At 56.6% G+C, this 18,217-nt stretch carries 14 protein-coding genes; 5 read left to right on the forward strand and 9 right to left on the reverse strand.

Going from position 1 to position 18,217, the window contains the following annotated elements:
• Nucleotides 1-205: 205 nt before the first annotated feature.
• Together AB4Z13_RS23690 and AB4Z13_RS23695 are read left to right on the forward strand one after the other, a co-directional pair.
• On the forward strand, nucleotides 206-946 hold the full coding sequence (locus AB4Z13_RS23690; protein ID WP_439016431.1) for an ATP-binding cassette domain-containing protein: 741 nt from the start codon (nucleotides 206-208) through the stop codon (nucleotides 944-946).
• Nucleotides 947-986: 40 nt separating this feature from the next.
• The gene (locus AB4Z13_RS23695; RefSeq protein ID WP_113322736.1) at nucleotides 987-1,985 is read left to right on the forward strand and encodes an ABC transporter permease; all 999 of its coding nucleotides are present in this window, start codon (nucleotides 987-989) and stop codon (nucleotides 1,983-1,985) included.
• A gap of 149 nt (nucleotides 1,986-2,134) precedes the next feature.
• On the opposite strand, the gene AB4Z13_RS23700 is transcribed toward AB4Z13_RS23695, so the two are convergent.
• The 3 genes from AB4Z13_RS23700 to AB4Z13_RS23710 form a co-directional block, all read right to left on the reverse strand.
• Complete coding sequence (locus AB4Z13_RS23700) at nucleotides 2,135-2,488, reverse strand: EF-hand domain-containing protein (RefSeq protein ID WP_113322737.1); 354 nt, start codon at nucleotides 2,486-2,488, stop codon at nucleotides 2,135-2,137.
• A gap of 17 nt (nucleotides 2,489-2,505) precedes the next feature.
• Nucleotides 2,506-2,748 carry a hypothetical protein gene (locus AB4Z13_RS23705; RefSeq protein ID WP_439016433.1) on the reverse strand — a complete coding sequence of 81 codons (243 nt, stop codon included), beginning with the start codon at nucleotides 2,746-2,748 and terminating at the stop codon, nucleotides 2,506-2,508.
• 312 nt (nucleotides 2,749-3,060) lie between these two features.
• Nucleotides 3,061-4,206 carry a helix-turn-helix domain-containing protein gene (locus AB4Z13_RS23710; RefSeq protein ID WP_442206933.1) on the reverse strand — a complete coding sequence of 382 codons (1,146 nt, stop codon included), beginning with the start codon at nucleotides 4,204-4,206 and terminating at the stop codon, nucleotides 3,061-3,063.
• Between the two features lie 618 nt (nucleotides 4,207-4,824).
• On the opposite strand from AB4Z13_RS23710, the gene AB4Z13_RS23715 reads away from it, so the two are divergent.
• Together AB4Z13_RS23715 and AB4Z13_RS23720 are read left to right on the forward strand one after the other, a co-directional pair.
• The gene (locus tag AB4Z13_RS23715) at nucleotides 4,825-5,847 is read left to right on the forward strand and encodes an efflux RND transporter periplasmic adaptor subunit (RefSeq protein WP_439017273.1); all 1,023 of its coding nucleotides are present in this window, start codon (nucleotides 4,825-4,827) and stop codon (nucleotides 5,845-5,847) included.
• The gene (locus AB4Z13_RS23720) at nucleotides 5,844-9,011 is read left to right on the forward strand and encodes a multidrug efflux RND transporter permease subunit (protein ID WP_113322745.1); all 3,168 of its coding nucleotides are present in this window, start codon (nucleotides 5,844-5,846) and stop codon (nucleotides 9,009-9,011) included. Before AB4Z13_RS23715 ends, AB4Z13_RS23720 begins: the two co-directional genes overlap by 4 nt.
• 22 nt (nucleotides 9,012-9,033) lie before the next feature.
• Here the strand turns inward: AB4Z13_RS23720 and AB4Z13_RS23725 are convergent, their stop codons facing one another.
• The 6 genes from AB4Z13_RS23725 to AB4Z13_RS23750 form a co-directional block, all read right to left on the reverse strand.
• Nucleotides 9,034-10,050, reverse strand: a complete 1,017-nt coding sequence (locus AB4Z13_RS23725) for an AI-2E family transporter (protein ID WP_113322747.1) — start codon at nucleotides 10,048-10,050, stop codon at nucleotides 9,034-9,036.
• 172 nt (nucleotides 10,051-10,222) lie between these two features.
• Nucleotides 10,223-10,717 (reverse strand): DUF1269 domain-containing protein, encoded by a 495-nt coding sequence (locus tag AB4Z13_RS23730; RefSeq protein WP_025669117.1) that lies wholly within the window; start codon nucleotides 10,715-10,717, stop codon nucleotides 10,223-10,225.
• Between the two features lie 187 nt (nucleotides 10,718-10,904).
• A complete protein-coding gene (locus tag AB4Z13_RS23735) occupies nucleotides 10,905-12,575 on the reverse strand; it encodes an alpha/beta hydrolase (RefSeq protein ID WP_439016435.1) in 1,671 nt (556 codons plus the stop codon).
• 83 nt (nucleotides 12,576-12,658) lie between these two features.
• Nucleotides 12,659-13,906, reverse strand: coding sequence for an arginine deiminase (arcA, locus tag AB4Z13_RS23740; protein WP_442206934.1), 1,248 nt, complete (start codon nucleotides 13,904-13,906; stop codon nucleotides 12,659-12,661).
• Nucleotides 13,907-13,924: 18 nt separating this feature from the next.
• Nucleotides 13,925-15,358, reverse strand: coding sequence for a basic amino acid/polyamine antiporter (locus AB4Z13_RS23745; RefSeq protein ID WP_113322753.1), 1,434 nt, complete (start codon nucleotides 15,356-15,358; stop codon nucleotides 13,925-13,927).
• Between the two features lie 247 nt (nucleotides 15,359-15,605).
• Nucleotides 15,606-17,036 (reverse strand): basic amino acid/polyamine antiporter, encoded by a 1,431-nt coding sequence (locus AB4Z13_RS23750; RefSeq protein WP_113322755.1) that lies wholly within the window; start codon nucleotides 17,034-17,036, stop codon nucleotides 15,606-15,608.
• 355 nt (nucleotides 17,037-17,391) lie between these two features.
• Here AB4Z13_RS23750 and AB4Z13_RS23755 point away from each other — a divergent pair, with 355 nt between their 5' ends.
• Nucleotides 17,392-17,886, forward strand: a complete 495-nt coding sequence (locus tag AB4Z13_RS23755; protein WP_113322757.1) for a YqhA family protein — start codon at nucleotides 17,392-17,394, stop codon at nucleotides 17,884-17,886.
• Nucleotides 17,887-18,217 lie beyond the last annotated feature (331 nt).

Genomic DNA, 18,217 nt, shown 5'->3' on the forward strand with positions numbered 1-18,217 from the left:
TATTTGTCCGACAAAACAGATTTTTGTTACAAATGGGCCAACACCTCGGACAATGAGTTGACGCTGTCGCGGGGTTTTGCGTAAATGCTAATAATCGCTTTTCCTGGGAGGATATTGGAAAGGCGAAGTCGCTTGAGCCTCGTCGAAAACAAGCCGGGTCCGGAGCGAACAGATAGCGACAAGTTTTTGGGAGGCCAGAAGGCTGGTGGCGGTTCTCGAGCTCACCAATATTTCCAAACATTTCGGTGCCATCCAGGCCGTCAACGATGTTTCGTTTTCGCTCGAAGCGGGGCAAGTGGTCGGCCTCATGGGTGATAACGGCGCCGGTAAGTCCACATTGGTCAAGATGATCGCCGGCAACTTTCGGCCGAGCCACGGAACCATGCGCCTCGATGGTGCCGATCTCGTGCTTCATCGGCCGAAGGAGGCACGGCTGCATGGCATCGAGATCGTTCATCAGGATCTGGCGCTCTGCAACAATCTTACGGCGGCAGCGAACGTGTTCCTCGGACGAGAATTGCGCCGCGGCGTATGGCCCCTTCGCATCCTCGACTACAAGACCATGTACATGCGCGCCGGCGAGATATTTCGCGAACTCAAATCCGAGACGCGGCCGCGCGATCTCGTCAAGCAAATGTCAGGCGGACAGCGGCAAGCGGTCGCGATTGCTCGCACGATGCTGTCGGAAGCGAAAATCGTGCTGATGGACGAGCCGACAGCAGCCATTTCCGTGCGCCAGGTGGCCGAGGTTCTGAATTTGATCCGCCAATTGCGTGACCGGGGCATTGTCGTTGTCCTGATCAGCCACCGCATGCCCGACGTCTTTTCGGTCGCAGACCGCGTGATCGTGATGCGGCGGGGCAGAAAAGTGGCCGACAAGCCAATTGCGGCAAGTTCGCCGGAGGAAGTGACGGGACTGATCACCGGCGCCATCGAACAGGTGTGATCGATGCTATCCGTTGCAGCAGCAAGAAAGAAGGTCGACGATGGCGATTACACTTGACCAGACGATCGGACAGAAGCAACGGAGCTGGCTTGCGGCGATCTTGGGCGGCCAGACATTCTGGGTTCTGATTGCGGTCATTCTCGCCTGCATTTTTCTGTCGATGGCGACAGACTCCTTTGCGACGGCAAAGAACATCTACAATATCACCCGCAACGTCACCTTCGTCGCAATTATCGCGCTGGGCATGACGCTGGTCATCATCACCGGCGGCATCGACTTGTCCGTTGGCTCCGTGCTTTGCCTGTGCAGCATGGTGCTGGCGGTCGTCATGCACGCGGGGTACAGCATTGAGGTCGGCATCGCCGCCTCGATCGGTACCGCTCTTTTAGTCGGAGCTTTCAATGGCCTGTTGATTGCCTATCTTGGCTTCCCGCCTTTCGTCGTCACGCTCGGCATGTTGTCGATCGCGCGCAGCCTTGCGATGGTTGCGTCCAACAACACCGTCGTTTTCCAGTTCGGGCCTGATCACGACAAGCTGCTGGCGCTGGGTGGTGGTGCTTGGCTTTTCGGCATCGCCAATCCAGTGCTTTACATGGTCGTGCTGGCACTCATTACCGGTTTTGTGCTGCGCTGGACCAAGTTCGGCCGCTATGTTTTTGCCATCGGCGGCAATGAGCACGCCGCTACACTGACTGGCGTTCCCGTGCAGAGGATCAAGGTCATCGTCTATATGATTTCCGCCCTGTCGGCGGGGGTTGCCGGCATCATCCAGACCGGTTGGCTCGGCGCTGTCACCACAAATATCGGCGCCGGGATGGAACTTCAGGTCATTGCCGCTGCGGTCATCGGGGGCGCCAATCTGGCCGGCGGCGTCGGCACCGCCTTTGGGGCGTTGATCGGCGCCGCGCTCATCGAGGTTATTCGCAACAGTCTTGGCCTGCTCGGCATCAACGCCTTCTGGCAAGGCTGCTTTATCGGTGGGGCAATCGTGCTTGCGGTTCTTTTCGACCGAATTCGCAACTTGCGACGCGACGAGTAGGCAAACCCGGTCCCACATCCCTGAGCCTCACGAGACCGGCGTGATGAACTATGTGAGGGTCGCCTGCCGGACGAACACGTCTGGCCGTCACTACCGCGTAGAGAGGCGAGCAGAAACACGCTTTCCTTGGCGCTTCGGTCGCTTGTGCGTTACTGCAGGTTCCCGTCGCCGCCGCGGTCGGCGGTCTTGAAGTCCGCCATCACCCTATTCAGGAACTCGCTCTGGCTCACTTTGCCGTCACCGTTGGCGTCGGTGGCGGAGAATTGCTGGACAGTCAGAACTCCGACAACTTCGTCAGAGTTCAGGCTGCCGTCCTTGTTCTTGTCCAGGCTCGTGAAGGCCGACGTCATGAAGGCTTGATATTCGGATCGGTCGACCGCTCCATTCTTGTCACGATCGAGCCGGTCCATTTGGCCCTGGTTCATAGCGACCGGTTGATTCTGCGCGGTGGCCGCAATGGTGGTAAAAAAAACGAATCCCGTCAGCAGGACTACTCTTTTCATAATTCCGACCTTTCGCGTCAATGACATGTCAAGGCACTGCCCCCCGCAGCGCCCAGCGTGGCACCGCCGCCAACAGCCCAGAGCTGTCCGGTCCCTGAGCCAATAGTTGCGCCAAGCAATCCGCCGACGACCGCGCCGCCGACCGTACCGGCGATGCAGCCGAACTCGTTACTGCGTCCTGCTTGGGACGTCGAAGCAGATTGGCAGCCAGACAAGGCAAGGCAGCCTAAGAGAGTAAGACCTATCGTGCACTTGGTCATTTTTTCCTCCAGTATATCCGTTCACGTTTAAGACAAACAGGCGGAGGCACCGTTGAGTGGCGGCTGAGTATGTTCCTCATTTGCGAGAGATTTTCTACTGATTAGAAGCAACTCACAGACGAAACATACAAAGCGCGCGCCAAAGCTGCAACGCTACTACTGAATACTACCACTGCGCATGGGTGAAAACAACACCTGCGCCTGTCTCCACCGCTGATGTCCTGCTAGAGCGAGAACAGATCGCTGGTTTCAGCGCTTCCAGACCGGATGCGGTCCCGCTCCTGTCTCGTTTAAAGCGATCGTCGGCCCACCTTAGCCGTGAAGCCGGCGTAACAGTACGCCAAACCGTTCTTCAGGCGCGTACGCCTTTAGATCGGTCGCCGGCCTGTACGGCAGATCGGCCTTTTGCCCGCTCCTTACGTCGGTGGGACTACAACCAAATTCGCGCCGGAAAGCGCGGCTGAATTCCGTCCCATCGTTGAAACAGTGTTGCTCAGCGATCTCGATGATACGGCGTTGATCGGTCGGATCACTCAGTGCCGAATGCGCATCGAGCAGGCGCCGATGCTGAATATAATGCATGACGCCGCCGAACGGTTCAAACAGGCGATAGAGCCGTGAGCGTGAGACGCCAAGTTCCCGACGCAGGGAATCTGCCCCAAACTTCGGATCGAATAATCTGGCCTGGATAATTCGATGCGCCCTTTCGATCAGCACCGATGCAATCGGCTCCCGCGCTTCCTCGATATGGTCTGCAGAAGGCGACGCACAGGCGAGTATCATTGCCCGGGTGGCAGCCACCAGTGCTGGAAGTTCAGCTTCATCAATCACCGGCAGCCGCTTGGCAAGGCCAATCATGTAGTCCGTGAACAGTCGCCCCATTCCGGTGCTGAGATTGGAGAATTCCGCGGCATTCAGAGCGCTCGTTACTTCGGCGCAAAAATCACGTGGAACGAACAACATCAGCATCTCGCTATTGGTGATGTTCCCTTCGAAGGGTCGGCCAAGAGGATGGACCTGAACCACACCAGCACTGCCTTCAAACGTCCTGGCTGGTGCAATGGTATTCACGCACCCGTAAAGTAACGTCGTCAGCGTCCAGTGATCCAGTGGATCCCGTCGTGTATGTCCGGGCAGGCTGACGAAACCCAATGCGTCGGTCTCGATGCGAGAGAAGGCAAGGCAACCAAGGTCCCAGGTCACTTGCTTGCCGCCAAAGCCGACTGTCACGTCGTCGGGTTCGTCGAACTCTAGCATGGGTGCAAAGTTGTTGCGCCAAGCTTCAAACTGGTATCCCGGGGGAAGATCGTGTGTCGTGAGCTCATATGTGGGCAGGTGCTTGGTGCCACGTGCTCCCTGTTCGGGCTCAACTGGTGTTTGCTTCGGCGCCGCGGGCTTTGCATCTGAGATTGTGCCGTTGGCCAATATATCTCGTCCGATCGCGCCTTCGGCTCTCATAGCTTCACACTCCCGATAACTAGGAGAGCACGCAACCGGTCGCCTACCGCGGCTACGTCTACTGAAATCAAGCAAATCACCCTTTTCTGAAGATGCTGCTCCGACATCACTCCCCCCGACGGCCAGACACTCACCCCTGCGTAGCAATAGTGCATAACACAATTAATCCGGATTGTTTAGATGTTGCTTACATCCAAAGCTGCACAGGGATCGCCCGGCACAACTGCAGCGCCGACGTGGTTAACAGCATATGAACGCTTGCATGCCACTTCTGGGTGGTGCTCGGAATAGCTCGGACCACCCCTGCACGTCAGCAGCAAATGGCCGACACATCTCTTGGTGCGCAACAGGTCAAACTGACCTCTATTCGCTCCACGTCCCAAATCTTGGCAATCAGTCCATTTCTATGTGGAGTGGTAGGGAATTTCTTGTTCGCACAGTGGTCCGCAATATATATTTTCTCCGTGCGACGATGCTATCGCCTTGGAGATCCAGATGAAAAATATCTCCTGGACTATCCTTGCCATCTCTCCTTGGCTCGTCTTTTTTTTAGCATTGCCGGTCCGCATTTCAGCGCAGGACACCCCTCCTGTGGGCCGGCCGCCCCCCACTGTCGTGGTGCAATCGGTTGTCGATGGACCGGTTGAATCTCCGAGTGAGAATATCGGCCGCGTAGAGGCCCTGGAGGCGGTGGACGTTCGCGCTCGCGTTTCGGGTTTCATCGAGGAAGTCGCATTCAGTCCGGGCGCGGCCGTAAGCGATGGCGATATTCTGTTCGTCATTGAGCCTGCGCTCTATGAAGCTGCCGTCGCCACTGCCAAGGCGCAGGTCGCACGTGCCGAGGCAACCCTTCACCAGGCCACGGATAATCGAAACAGGAATGCGGAACTTGTCCGACGCAGCACCGTGGCGCGCGCCGCCTATGAAGAGTCCCAGACAGCCTTTGAGATTGCGACCGCCGACCTTGCCGCAGCTCAGGCAGGCCTCACGAAGGCTGAACTCGATCTTTCCTACACGCGCATAACAGCGCCGATCTCGGGCCGCGTCGGTCAGCCGCTTTTTACCAAAGGCAATTTCGTTGGTCCGGATGTCGGAGCGCTTGTTCGACTGGTGCAGGTCGATCCGGTGCGCGTTGCCTTTTCTGTCACCGAAGGAGACATCACAACCTTTCGTCAAAGAGACGCGGCGGAGATGAAATCGACAGCCGAGGCCATGAAATTGACCCTGAGGTTACCGAACGGCAGCGTTTACAATCAGGATGGTATTCTGGAGTTCCTATCGCCAGAAGTCGATTCAAGAACAGGAACAGCAACCGTCGGAACGATATTCCCAAATCCCGAGGGACTGTTGATGCCTGGCCAGTTCGTCAAGCTCATTGTCGGTAGCGTCCAGCAGGCCATGGGGCCATCCGTGCCCCAAACCGCCGTCCTGCAGGACCGCGACGGTCGCTTCTTATACGTGATGGGTGAGAACAATATTGTTCGGCAACGCCGTATCGACACCGGGGCGAAGGTCGGTGATCTGTGGGCTGTCCGACAGGGTGTGAAATCGGGAGAAAAGATCGTTGTGCAAGGGACGCAGCGGCTCTCCGATGGCATCGCTGTCCAGCCCGTCGAGCAAGATGCTGGGAAGCAGCCATGATTTCGGGCTTCTTCATCTCCCGTCCACGGTTCGCAATTGTCGTCGCCATTATCCTATGCCTCGCCGGCGGCCTATCAATTTTCGGGCTTCCCATTGCCCAATATCCCAACATAACGCCGCCAAGCATCACGGTTTCGGCTTTCTATCCCGGCGCCAATGCCGAGGTCATCGCAAAGGTGGTCGGGGACCCTCTGGAAACGGCGATCAATGGCGTCGATGACATGATATATATGTCATCAAACAGCTCCGATGCCGGTTCCTATACCCTAACGGTGACCTTCGCCGTCGGCACCGATCCCAACCTCGCCCAGATCAACGTCCAGAATCGTGCTCAACTTGCAACCGCACAGTTGCCGGCCGCGGTCTCCCAGCAGGGGATCACCGTGCGAGCCCGCTCTCCTGATTTCCTGGTGGCCTTCGGCTTCTATTCCCCGGATCACACGCTCAGCGAACTCGACATTGCCAATTACCTCTCCATGAATGTCACAGACGCCCTATCGCGCGTGCCGGGTGTCGGCGAAGCGTCGGTCATGGGATCGTCCCAATATAGTATGCGCATCTGGATGGATCCCGTGCGCATGGCAGCGCTCGAGATAACACCGGATGATGTCGCATCGGCAATTCAAGCCCAGAATATTCAGGCGTCGATCGGCCAGGTCGGCGGTCCACCTTCGCAAGACAATGCGAAGGTTCAGTACACGCTGGTCGCCCAAGGCCGACTTGAGGAGACCGGAGCCTTCCGCGACATTATCGTGAAGACAGGCCAGGCGGGCGCTCTCGTTCGCATTCGCGATATCGGCCGGGTCGAACTCGGGGCGCAAAGCTACGCGTCCAGCGTGAGAGTGAACGGAGCTCCTGGTGCAATGCTCGTCGTAAATCAGGCGCCGCGCGCCAATGCGCTGGGTACAGCAGATGCGGTGACGAAGGAACTTGAAACTCTCTCGCGACAGTTTCCGCACGGTCTGACCTATGAGCCGGTTTATGACTCGACGCAGTTCGTGCGCGCGTCCATTCGCGAAATCATCATAACGCTCGCAATCACCTTCGTAATTGTGGTGGCGGTCACTTTCTTGTTTCTTGGCGAATGGCGCGCCACCATAATTCCTGCGCTCGCCATTCCGGCATCGCTGATCGCCACATTCGCCGTTCTTTATGTCGCGGGGTTTTCAATCAATCTCATCACGCTGCTTGCGCTCATACTGGCGACGGGACTTGTTGTTGATGACGCCATTCTCGTCGTGGAAAATGTGCAGCGGCTCATGAAAGATCAGGGATTGGACGCAAAAACTGCCAGTGAAAGGGCCATGCTACAGGTCACCGGCCCGATCATCTCCACGACGATGGTGCTACTGGGCGTGTTTGTTCCGACGGCATTTCTGCAAGGCATTAACGGCCAGCTTTACCGGCAGTTTGCGGTCACAATCTCCGCATCGCTCGTCTTTTCATCTTTTATCGGTTTAACCTTGAGCCCGGCCCTTTGCGCGACCCTTCTCCGCAAGCCGGCAGAACTCAGCGGACCGCTGGCAAGATTCGAGTCCGTGCTGGAAAAGACGCGCAATGGCTATACCCGTGTTGTCAGCGGTCTCGCTCGGCGTATCGTCATTGTTCTTGGCATCCTTGCTGCCACGATCGTCGTAGCAATGCTGCTTTTCCTGAAAGTGCCGTCGTCATTCCTGCCGGATGAGGATCAGGGCTTCCTCTTTGTGGACCTTCAGCTACCCAATGCATCCACACTTTCAACCACCGAAAAAACGATGCAACAGGTTGAAGCGGCGTTGCGAGAAACGGAGGGCGTGGCGAAGGTCGTGACGATATCGGGTTTCAGCCTTTTGCAGGGCGGCTCTGTGCCGAATGGCGGCTTCGCCATTGTCATGCTGGATCCCTGGGAAAAAAGAGACGCGCCAAACCTGTCAACAACAGCCTTATTGGCATCGCTCAATGCGCGCTTCTCGACCCTTCCGCAGGCCAACGTTGCTGTATTCGCTCCTCCGCCCATCCCCGGCATCGGGCAAGTGGGGGGATTGGACTTCAGGCTACAAGCACACTTGGGCCAATCGCCGGAAGACATCAGTCAGGTGGCACGGGCGCTGATAGCCGCTGCCGGCCAGACGCCGGAGATTGCGATTGCATCCAGTTCTTTCTCGGCGGATGTCCCCCGGGTTTTCGTGAATGTCAATCGCGTGCGTGCCGAAAGCCTGGGCGTCAGCGTCGACCAGATTTATTCAACGCTCGGAGCCCAGTTCGGCGGAAGATATGTCAACGATTTCACGCATGACGGCAGATCATTCAAGGTCAACCTGCAGGCGGACAGCCAGTTCAGAACAATTCCGGATGATGTTCTCAATCTGCATGTCAGAAGCCGCGATGGCACGATGGTACCCCTGCGCACTCTGGTAACCCTGGAACCAGACCTCGGACCGTTTTCGCTGTCGCGCTATAATCTTTTTCCCGCCGCTCCTATAAACGGAATTCCAGCTGTGGGAACCAGTTCGGCTCGGGCGATGGCGGCTTTCGAGAGCGCGGCCTCAGAAGTGCTGCCTGAAGGCTACGGCTACGAATGGTCAGGGCTGTCCCTGCAGGAGCGGCAATCTGCGGCGCAGACCCCCATGATTTTGGCGCTGGCGCTCATCTTTGCGTTCTTGTTTCTTGTTGCCCAGTACGAAAGCTGGACCCTGCCGGTCTCCATTATCCTCTCGCTCTCCTTTGCCGCTTTAGGCGCAATCACGGCGCTCGCAGTATCAGGACTGGAAAACTCGCTGTATGCCCAGATTGGTATCGTTTTACTGATTGGCCTCGCTTCGAAAAATGCCATCCTGATCGTCGAATTTGCGCGAGTTGAGCGGGAGCGCGGGCTCTCGATCGTTGATTCAGCGGTTTCTGCAGCGGCTCAGCGTTTTAGGGCGGTGATGATGACTGCCGTTTCGTTTATCTTGGGGATGATCCCGCTGGTGGTCGCAACGGGCGCCGGTGCCAACGCCCGCCAGGCACTTGGCGTCACCATTCTCGGAGGCATGTTGGCGGCAACGACCGTGGGAATATTGTTGATCCCGGGATTGTTCGTCGTTGTGGAACGATTTGCAGAATGGTTTTCAGGCCGGTTCACCCGCCCGCTCGGCGATGCTCGGGAAGCAAAGAGGGCGGAACAACGACAGTCTTCACGCTGACCGGCCCAGATTCACCGGCCGGTCATGTCGACGACCCTCGCGAAGCGAGTGTCGCGATCCATCTCGTGGATTTCTCGCCTGAGCAATAGACAATGAAGGCAATTAGAATTGGCACACCGATGAAGGCGCCAGGAACACCCCACATGAAGCTCCAGAAAAACACTGCGAAAATTACCGCAAACGGCGAAATCGAAAGAGAAGTGCCAATCAGCAGCGGCTCAAGATAGCTCCCGATAACAAATTGGATCAGGTTGAGCCCCACGAAGACCCCGACCGCCATCGGCCATGACTCGAATTGGGCAATGGCAAACAGTGTCGGCAATACCGTTGCGACAAACGGACCCAAGAACGGAATATAATTGAGCGTAAAGGCGATCGCGCCCCAAGCGGCCGCAAGTTCCAGCCCTGCCGCGAGCGCGAACATCCAGACGACGAGACCCGTCAACAAACTGGCGAATGTGCGCACGATCATGAAGCGGCGCAATTTCATGCCAATCTCGCGGTTTGCAAGGAGAATGCGCGCGCCATAAGGCTGCGCAGCAGGGGTCTTCAGTCTTTCGTTGAAATCGTCAACCTCGAGCAGACCAAGCATGGTGAAGACAAGAACCAGCAGTGCGAAGCCGGCAAAACTATTGACTCGACCGGCCATTCCTTGCGTGAAGCCGACCAGCCACCTCACATCGAAACGGTCGGCGAGCACGCCGGCGATTGCTATGCCATGTCCTTCCAGCCAATCGGTCCAGCTCGCGTAGATGAGCTGGAAACGACCCGCATTGGTGAAAAGCCATTGACCGAGTTTGCCGAACCCCCAAGCGACCGATGAACTGATGGCGGCAATGATTGCCATCGTTAGAATAAGGGTGAGAAGCAGCGCTATCAGCTGCGGCAACCACCGCTGCAGTGTGGATTGGATTGGACAAACCAACGCGATGAGAAACAGCGAGAATGCAAGCGGAACGAAGATCGCCTGAGCGAAATGAAGGAGGGCAAGAATCAGAATGCCGGTCGCAATAGGTCCGAATTGCCTTTGTCCTGTCATGTTTCACTCCCTATCGGCTCGCCAAACGGAATATCAGGATGTTCATGCGCCGATTGGGCGTCGCCTGGATTGCTTGGCGACTTCGAAAATTTCGATTTCCGCATACCTCCTTCTCGCCGGCTCAATGCCGGCGATCACAATGGGTTACGCTTCAGGCGTGAACATCGGCCAACTAGGCTGCCGCATCTTTCTGCAGGGCATCACGTAAAGTCTGCTCCTTGGTCTCATCCAAGGAGGTTTTAAGCACCACACCGCCAAAACCGGATATCTCCTTCAGCAGCTTATCGGCCGTCATTTCCTGCACCAGCACAAACAACGCCGCATTCCCGGGCTGCAGACTGCTCGCAAGGTCTTTCATGAATGCATCGTCTATGCCGACATCGGTTAGTGCGCCTGCGATGGCTCCCGATGCCGCCCCCACCGCCGCGCCGATGAGCGGGTTCAGAAATAGGACACCCACGAGAAGGCCCCAAAAACTGCCCGATACAGCTCCAGACGTCGTCATACTTACAAGCTGGTTCAGCCTGACTTTGCCGCCCTGTGTCTTGGTTGCGATGACAGCGTCACCAAGTTTGATCAAATACTCCTTCTGCAGTTCGATAAGGCGTCGGCGCACCTCCTCAGCCTTTGCTTCCGTTGGATAGACGATGGCGATCAGACTAGACATGACACCCTCCAAGTTGTGAACCGAACCCTTAGACCTTGATCACGAGGCCACATCGAAAACATATCGCGCGAATGCAGCGAGGAAATTGGCACAGAATCCCAGAGTGATGCGTTGCGTCTCTTTTTGAATGCGCCGTCGGCAATGCATACGACACTACAGTCGACCAGCGCCGTAGTTGACTAAGACCCTATCCGTGCGCGGCCACCTCAGCGCCACTTCGAAACTTGTTCTCGAAAAATGTTTTGAGGCGGAGAACATCATCGGGGGAAAGACCCTGCGGATCAGTGACGGCAATCCACGCATCGATATAGTGTTCCGGTGCATAGACATGGCCATACCCGATCGGAGATGTGGTGGCTGTTGCCATGTCCAGTAAAAGTTGCGTCATTGTGACCAGAGGGAACCAGCGAAACTCAGGGGATACATCCGGACCGCGTGGCATCTTCATCCAATCAGGTTCCCGGTAGAGCGAATGAAAATCGAAAAACGTTACTGGATCGCTGGCATACTGCAGGTAAACGATCCGGATCGGCCCCCAGACGGAACCCGAGATGTCCAGCGCATTATGCTGATTGGTAAATCGAACGATGGAGCCGTCGCGGAAACGCGGCAACCAGGCGGGCGAACCGGGATTGCGATTGGCAGTCACCGACTTCCACGTGCGGCTCTGGAAGGGAGGCCCGCTCCACAATGCGCCTTGAAACGGGTCGGCAACGATATCGAAGAGATCGGCCGAAAGCTCTGAATTCATTGCGCCGAGGCTGAGCCCATGCAGGTACAGTTTCGGGCGCTGATCACGAGGGAGCGTGATCCAATAGCGATAGACTTCACGAAAAAGCGCGCGCCCCGCTTCTGCGCCGTAGGCTGGCTCGACCAACAGCGACAGCCAGCTGCTCAGGTATGAGTACTGGAGGGCTACGCTCGCAACATCGCCCTTGTGAAGGAATTCGACTGTGTCCACTGCCGCGGGGTCGACCCAACCAGTCCCTGTTGGAACAATGACGATCAGGATAGATCTCTTGAAAGCCCCGTTTCGCTTGAGCTCCGCCAAAGCCAACCGAGCTCTCTCCTCAGCGGTATCTGCGCTGTTAAGTCCGACATAAACCCGGATAGGGTCGAGAGCGTTTTCGTGGAAGAAATTGCCAATTTCAGCGCCTGTAGGCCCGGAAATAATGAACTCGCGGCCCCGCCGACCCAGTTCTTTCCAGTCGATAAGAGAAGCCGCACTGCCTGTTTTTAGAGGATCACCCGGCATCGCCAGATCATCGTCAATCATGGCGTCGAGCTGCTGGAATGAGCTATCCGCAATCCGCAACGCTGTTCTGAAAAGAAGACCCTCTGCGATCGACCAAAACAATCCGACTGCAATCAAACCGCCGACGAGAATGGACACTCGTCTTGGAAGAAATCGTTCGAACAAAGCCGCGAGAGCCATCCAGGTCAGCCTGAAGAGCCGCGCGAACAACACCAGCAAACCGAACACAGCCAGCGCAATGACAACGAGCTCAAAGGGCTCTGCGCTTTGCACTGGATCGAGCCCCATCAGCTTCCGAATGGAGTTCTGCCATTCGGTGGCTCTCCAAAGAACGATGGCCGCAATTGCGATGCAGATGACAATAGACGCGATCTTCACAGTTGTTCGAACACGCGGCAGCGGCAGCTCCAAATAGAGCCAAAGCCAACGCAGCAATACGCCGATCCCATAACCCAGCGCTGCGCAGAAACCAGCAACAATGCCTTGAACCAGGTAAGTTCGTGGCATCAGGCTCGGGCTTAAGGATGCAGCGAAAAAGACAGTGCCGACAACCAAACCGAAAATTGAGAATGATCTCGCCAATGCAACAATTTTCGCCTGCAACTAACCCTCCGCACAGTAGGCGTTAAACTTTGCTACTATAAAGCGTGCGCAGTATTTGCCACAGCGATCAAAGCATCCCAGAATTAGTAAACCACCGCGTCGCGGATGATCGGGCAGGTCATGCAATGGCCGCCGCCACGACCGCGGCCAAGCTCGGCGCCTATGATGGTAATGACCTCGATGCCCTGCTTACGCAAAAGCGTGTTGGTGTAGGTGTTGCGATCATATGCGAAGACGACACCCGGGGCAGCGCAAACGAGATTGGCACCACTGTCCCACTGCGTGCGTTCGCGCATATAATCGTTACCGCCCGTTTCAACGATACGTAGCTCCTTGAGGCCTAGAGCGTCGCGGACAGTCTCAACAAATGTTCCCTTATCTTTGTGCAGTTCGACCGTTCCCGGCGTTGCACCGGGCCGATACGAAAAGGCGGAGATGCCATTGACGATATCGGGATAGAGCAGCACGCAATCGCGATCGGCAAAGGTGAACACTGTATCGAGGTGCATCGCGGCACGCAGTTTCGGCATTGCCGCCACAATGACCCGTTCGGCTGCACCTTGCGCGAAGAGATTGGCGGCAACCTGGCTGATCGCCTGGCGCGAGGTGCGTTCGCTCATGCCAATGAGTACATTGCCTTTGCCGATCGGCATGACGTCTCCGCCCTCGAGCGTGGCAAGACCCCAGTCCTTGGTCGGATCGCCCCACCATACCTTGACCTTGCCAGCGAAGTCAGGATGGAATTTATAGATGGCGGTGGTGAGTATGGTCTCCTCGTGGCGTGCCGGCCAGTAGAGCGAGTTCAGCGTCACGCCGCCATAGATCCAGCAGGTCGTATCGCGGGTGTACAGCGTGTTGGGCAGCGGCGGCAGCAGATATTCGGTGACGCCAGCCGCCTCGCGTACCAGCTTCAGCATTTCGCCGCCGTGGGTCTCAGGGAATTCCTGCGTCGACAGGCCACCGATCAGAGTTTCCGCCAATTCGCGGTTGGACAATCCTTCAAGATAGCTGCGGATCTCATCGACGAGGCCTAGACCGACCTGGTTTGGCACCACCTGGTTGTCGAGGATCCACTTCTTGCCTTCAGGGACCGCAACGGTTTCGGCGAGCAGATTGTGCATCTCCACCACTTCGACGCCGCGGTCGCGCATTTTGGTCATGAAGTCGAAATGATCTCGCTTGGCGTTGTCGACCCAGAGAACGTCGTCGAAGAGCAAGGCGTCGCAGTTGGTCGGCGTCAGGCGCTGATGGGCACGACCAGGCGCACAAACCATCACCTTGCGCAATTGGCCGACCTCGGAGTGAACGCCAAATGTGATGTCTTGGGTCATGATTCTTCTACCTCCCTATCAAGGCGTGATAGTGCCGCTCAGCAGGCCGTAGGCGCCGATCATGCCGGCGATCACCGTGACGGCCAAAACGATGAGTTCGACAGACGTAAACATCTGCACCTTCTGCTCACGCCGCGCCCAGACGTAGAGAATTGTGCCTGGCACGAACAAGACCGCTACAAGCAGCACATATTTCAGCCCGGCGGCGATGAACATGATGATCGTGTAGATGACCGCAATCCAGGAAAAGATCTGGTCGCGGCCGCGTTCATTGGCGGTTTCTTCATAGCCTTCGCCACTGCGGGCGAGCAGCACGCCGTAACCCGCGACAAGCAGATAGGGCAAAAGAGCCGTGACGCTGGTCATGTCGAGCATGAAGTTGAACGCATCCCGGGACCAGTAGGTGGAGATGACGAATAGCGACACGACGATGTTGGTCAGCCACAGGGCATTGGCAGGCACCCGATTGCCGTTCTGCGCGGCAAAAAGCCTCGGCATGTCCTCAGATTTGGCGGCAGCAAACAGGACCTCGGCGCAAATCAGCGACCAGGCGAGATAAGCGCCAAGAACCGAGACCAGAACGCCGATGGAAATGAAGACGGCGCCCCAATGACCGACGACCGCCTCGAGAACGCTGGCCATCGAAGGCTGCTGCATGGCTGCGATAGCCGATTGCGGCATCGCTGCGTAGGGCAGCAGAGTGACCGCCACCATCAGGCCGGTGACGCCAACGAACCCCAGAATCGTGGCGGTGCCGACATCCGCGCGCTCTTTGGCAAAGCGCGAATAGACACTCGCCCCTTCGATCCCGAGGAAAACAAACACGGTGATCAGCATGGTGTCACGCACCTGCGCGACCAACGACTTTTCCGGCATGCCGGCGCCGCCGAAGAAGTTTTCGGCAAACTGCCCGTAGTGGAAGGAGAAGATCAGCATCAGGATGAAGACGAGGATCGGTACGATCTTGGCGATGGTGACGATGGTGTTGATGAACGCCGCCTGCTCGACGCCGCGCAGGATCATGAAATGAAATGCCCAGATACCGATCAACGACACGATGATCGCCGTGGCGCTGCTTCCGTCGCCGAAGACGGCAGGGAAAAAGCGCCCCAGCGTCGAGCCGATCAGCACCCAGTAGAAGACGTTGCCAAGGCAACTACCAAGCCAGTAGCCAAAAGCCGACAGGAAGCCCATATAGTTGCCGAAGCCAGCCTTGGCATAGGCGAACACGCCCGAGTCGATATCCGGCTTTTTCTCGGCAAGCGCTTGAAACACGCGGGCGAGCATGAACATGCCGGTGCCCGCGATCGCCCAGGCGATCATGGCGCCAAATGGGCCTGTTGCGGCACCGAACCGACCGGGCAGGTTGAATATGCCAGCGCCGACCATCGATCCGACGACCATGGCCGTTAGCGCAAACAACGAGAATTTCTGAGTAGAGTCTGAAGTCATGGTGTCCCCTACAAAACTCTATCAAATGTCCGAGTGCGCTGACCGTAGCGAGTGCTGATTTGAATTATAGTGTTGTTCGGTCCTCCAGTGGATCAGCATAGAATCCCACGACCATTCTTCGCGTCCCGATTTTCGTGCGCGACTTACGCAAGCAACGACCTTTTGGACCGAAATGAAACGCTGCGACTAACTGAGCCAGCAATGGCGCCAAAGCGTTTCTTTCGACGCACACCGTCACGGCGCTCGGTCAAACGGAAATGAGACCTGTTGTGATGGAATAGACCGCTATTGCCGCGCCGAGACTCGCGGCTGCGAACATGATCAATTCGCTTGGAGTGAAGACGGTTTTGCCCCCTTCGCGGCGCGCAACAATAAAGAGAATTGAACCCGGCCCGTAGATCACCGCCGATAGCAGCAGGTGTTTTGCTCCGGCCGCATAGATCAAGCCCACAGTGTATATCAGGGCGATCCCGGCACGTATCAGATCCGTCCGGTGGCCAGCCGGATCCCGGTCGTATGTTTCGCCTGACCAGGCAAGTTTAAATCCGTACGCGGCAACGAGGAGATAGGGAACGAGGATCATCGAGCTCGTCAGCTCGAGCGCAAGTCTGAACGCATATTGCGTAAACAGCGTCAGAATCAAAAACGTTTGGACGACGATATTGGTGAGCCACAATGCGTTCGAGGGCACTCCGTTTCTGTTTTCGTGCGACAAAAACCGCGGCATGGTTTCGTATTTCGAGGCCGAAAAAAGAATTTCTGCGGCGAGAAGCACCCACGACAGGTAGGCGCCCAGAACGGAAATCAACAATCCCAAACTGACAAATACGGCCCCCCAAGGTCCAACGATGCTTTGCAGAACGCCGGCCATGGACGGATTGCGCAGTCCTGCAAGATCGGCGCGCAACATGGCGCCATAGGAAAGGATCGTAACAAGAGCAAGCAGGCATAATACGCCGAGGAAACCCACAAGCGTTGCCACTCCAACATCGTTGCGGTTCCGCGCATAGCGGGAATACACACTGGCGCCTTCGATTCCGACAAAGACGAAGACGGTCACAAGCATCGTGGCGCGAACCTGGCTGGCGACGTTGCTGAAACTGACGTCCTCGCCGCCCCAGAAATTGGCAGCGAAAATATCCGCGTGGAATCCCCAGGCAACAAAGGCAATGAAAAGGATAATTGGAATGATCTTGGCGAAAGTCACGATGGTGTTGATCGCGGCTGCGCCTTTGACACCGCGCAGAATGAGCGTGTGAAAGAGCCACAGCAGGATCGATGAGCAGAAGATCGCGATGATTGTGTTACCGTCCCCGAAGACGGGGAAAAACAAGCCAAGTGTCGACTTGATCAGGACGAAATACGAAACATTGCCGAGGCAGGCAGCCGACCAATATCCAAGCGCAGAGAGAAACCCGAGATAGTTGCCGAACCCGGCTTTTGCATAGGCGTATATCCCTGCGTCCAACTCCGGTTTTCGTCGAGACAGTGTCTGAAATACGAAGGCTAGCATCAGCATGCCGATACCGGCGATCGACCACGCGATCAATGCGCCGAACGGTCCGGTCGCGCGTCCGAAGGCCTGCGGCAGAGAAAAAATTCCGGCCCCGACCATTGAGCCCACGACCATCGCCATCAATGTCCAAACGGAAAAATGCCGATTTGAATCTGAAGTCATCGTCACGCGCTCCTGGCGGACTGGTCGTGTTCGTCGAATTGCCACTTTAGCCTTGCCCCGGAGTCCCGGTAATCGGCATGGAATCCCAAGACTATGCTTCAAGTCCATTTCGACCTGGAATGACCCGACGGCAATGGCGGGGCGGAGCGGTCCGGGCTATGCTTTGCCAACCGTACACGCAAATATCTGAATAACCTGAACGATTGACCAGAGTTCCTTTCCTCCGATCTTCTGGTTCAGGAGTCATTGATTAGCTTTTGCTGACGCGGGGTGCTGGGCATGCCCGGATGGAGCCGTTGCCCCCGACATAGCAAGGTGGTTTGACCACCGTCAGTTCCGCCGACGGAGTACGTTTATGCTCTCGCTGTTTCTATCGCTGCGCTATGTCATCATCATCGCGCCTTTAGGCCTTCTAAGCGGTGCTGCACTCACGTTCTGGGAGGGCACGCTGACGCTCGGAAATGCGTTCGCGGCCGTTCGTATGGATCCAAGTTCGTCCGTTATCGCGGCAGTGCTGCGTTCTACCGATAAGTTCATTTTCGGCATCATTCTGATCATCTTTGCATATGCGATTACGTTCGGATTCGTTTTCGATGTGTCGGACGATGAGCGTCGAAAAGTGCCGAGGTGGATGCTGCTGTCCACAATTAATGAATTGAAGATTCTCTTCTTCCAGGTCATCATTTTGTATTTGGTGGTTCATTTTGCGACGCTCATCGCAGAAACCGAGGGAGAGCTTGAGTGGAACACTCTCGTGCTGCCCGGTGCTATCGTCCTGCTCGCTGCCGCAATGAAACTGGTGGCGAGTTCGTCGCATGACGAGAACCGCAGGCGAGCGGCACAAAAGTGATTGCTTTTTCTCGCGACAATAAAACAACCCGCTTTGCGGCGGGCTTGTGGTTTTGTGTTGCGGCATTGCTGCATTCGCTGCGTAGACCCTTGCGGCTATTGAACGCAGGACTAGGCGTCGGGATGGCCATCGAAGATGCGGTCTTAGCGCCTGCGATAACGGACTTCGGTATTTCGGGGAGATGGAATTGCACGGAGCCCGACGATGCGAGCGCTGGTGCAGACATACGAAAGCCCTCCGATATGGAGGGCTTTTTCGTTTTGATCTTCGGAAAGAGTTTGGTTGCGGGGGCAGGATTTGAACCTGCGGCCTTCAGGTTATGAGCCTGACG

Source organism: Rhizobium sp. YAF28 (assembly GCF_052113285.1).
GTDB lineage: Bacteria > Pseudomonadota > Alphaproteobacteria > Rhizobiales > Rhizobiaceae > Rhizobium.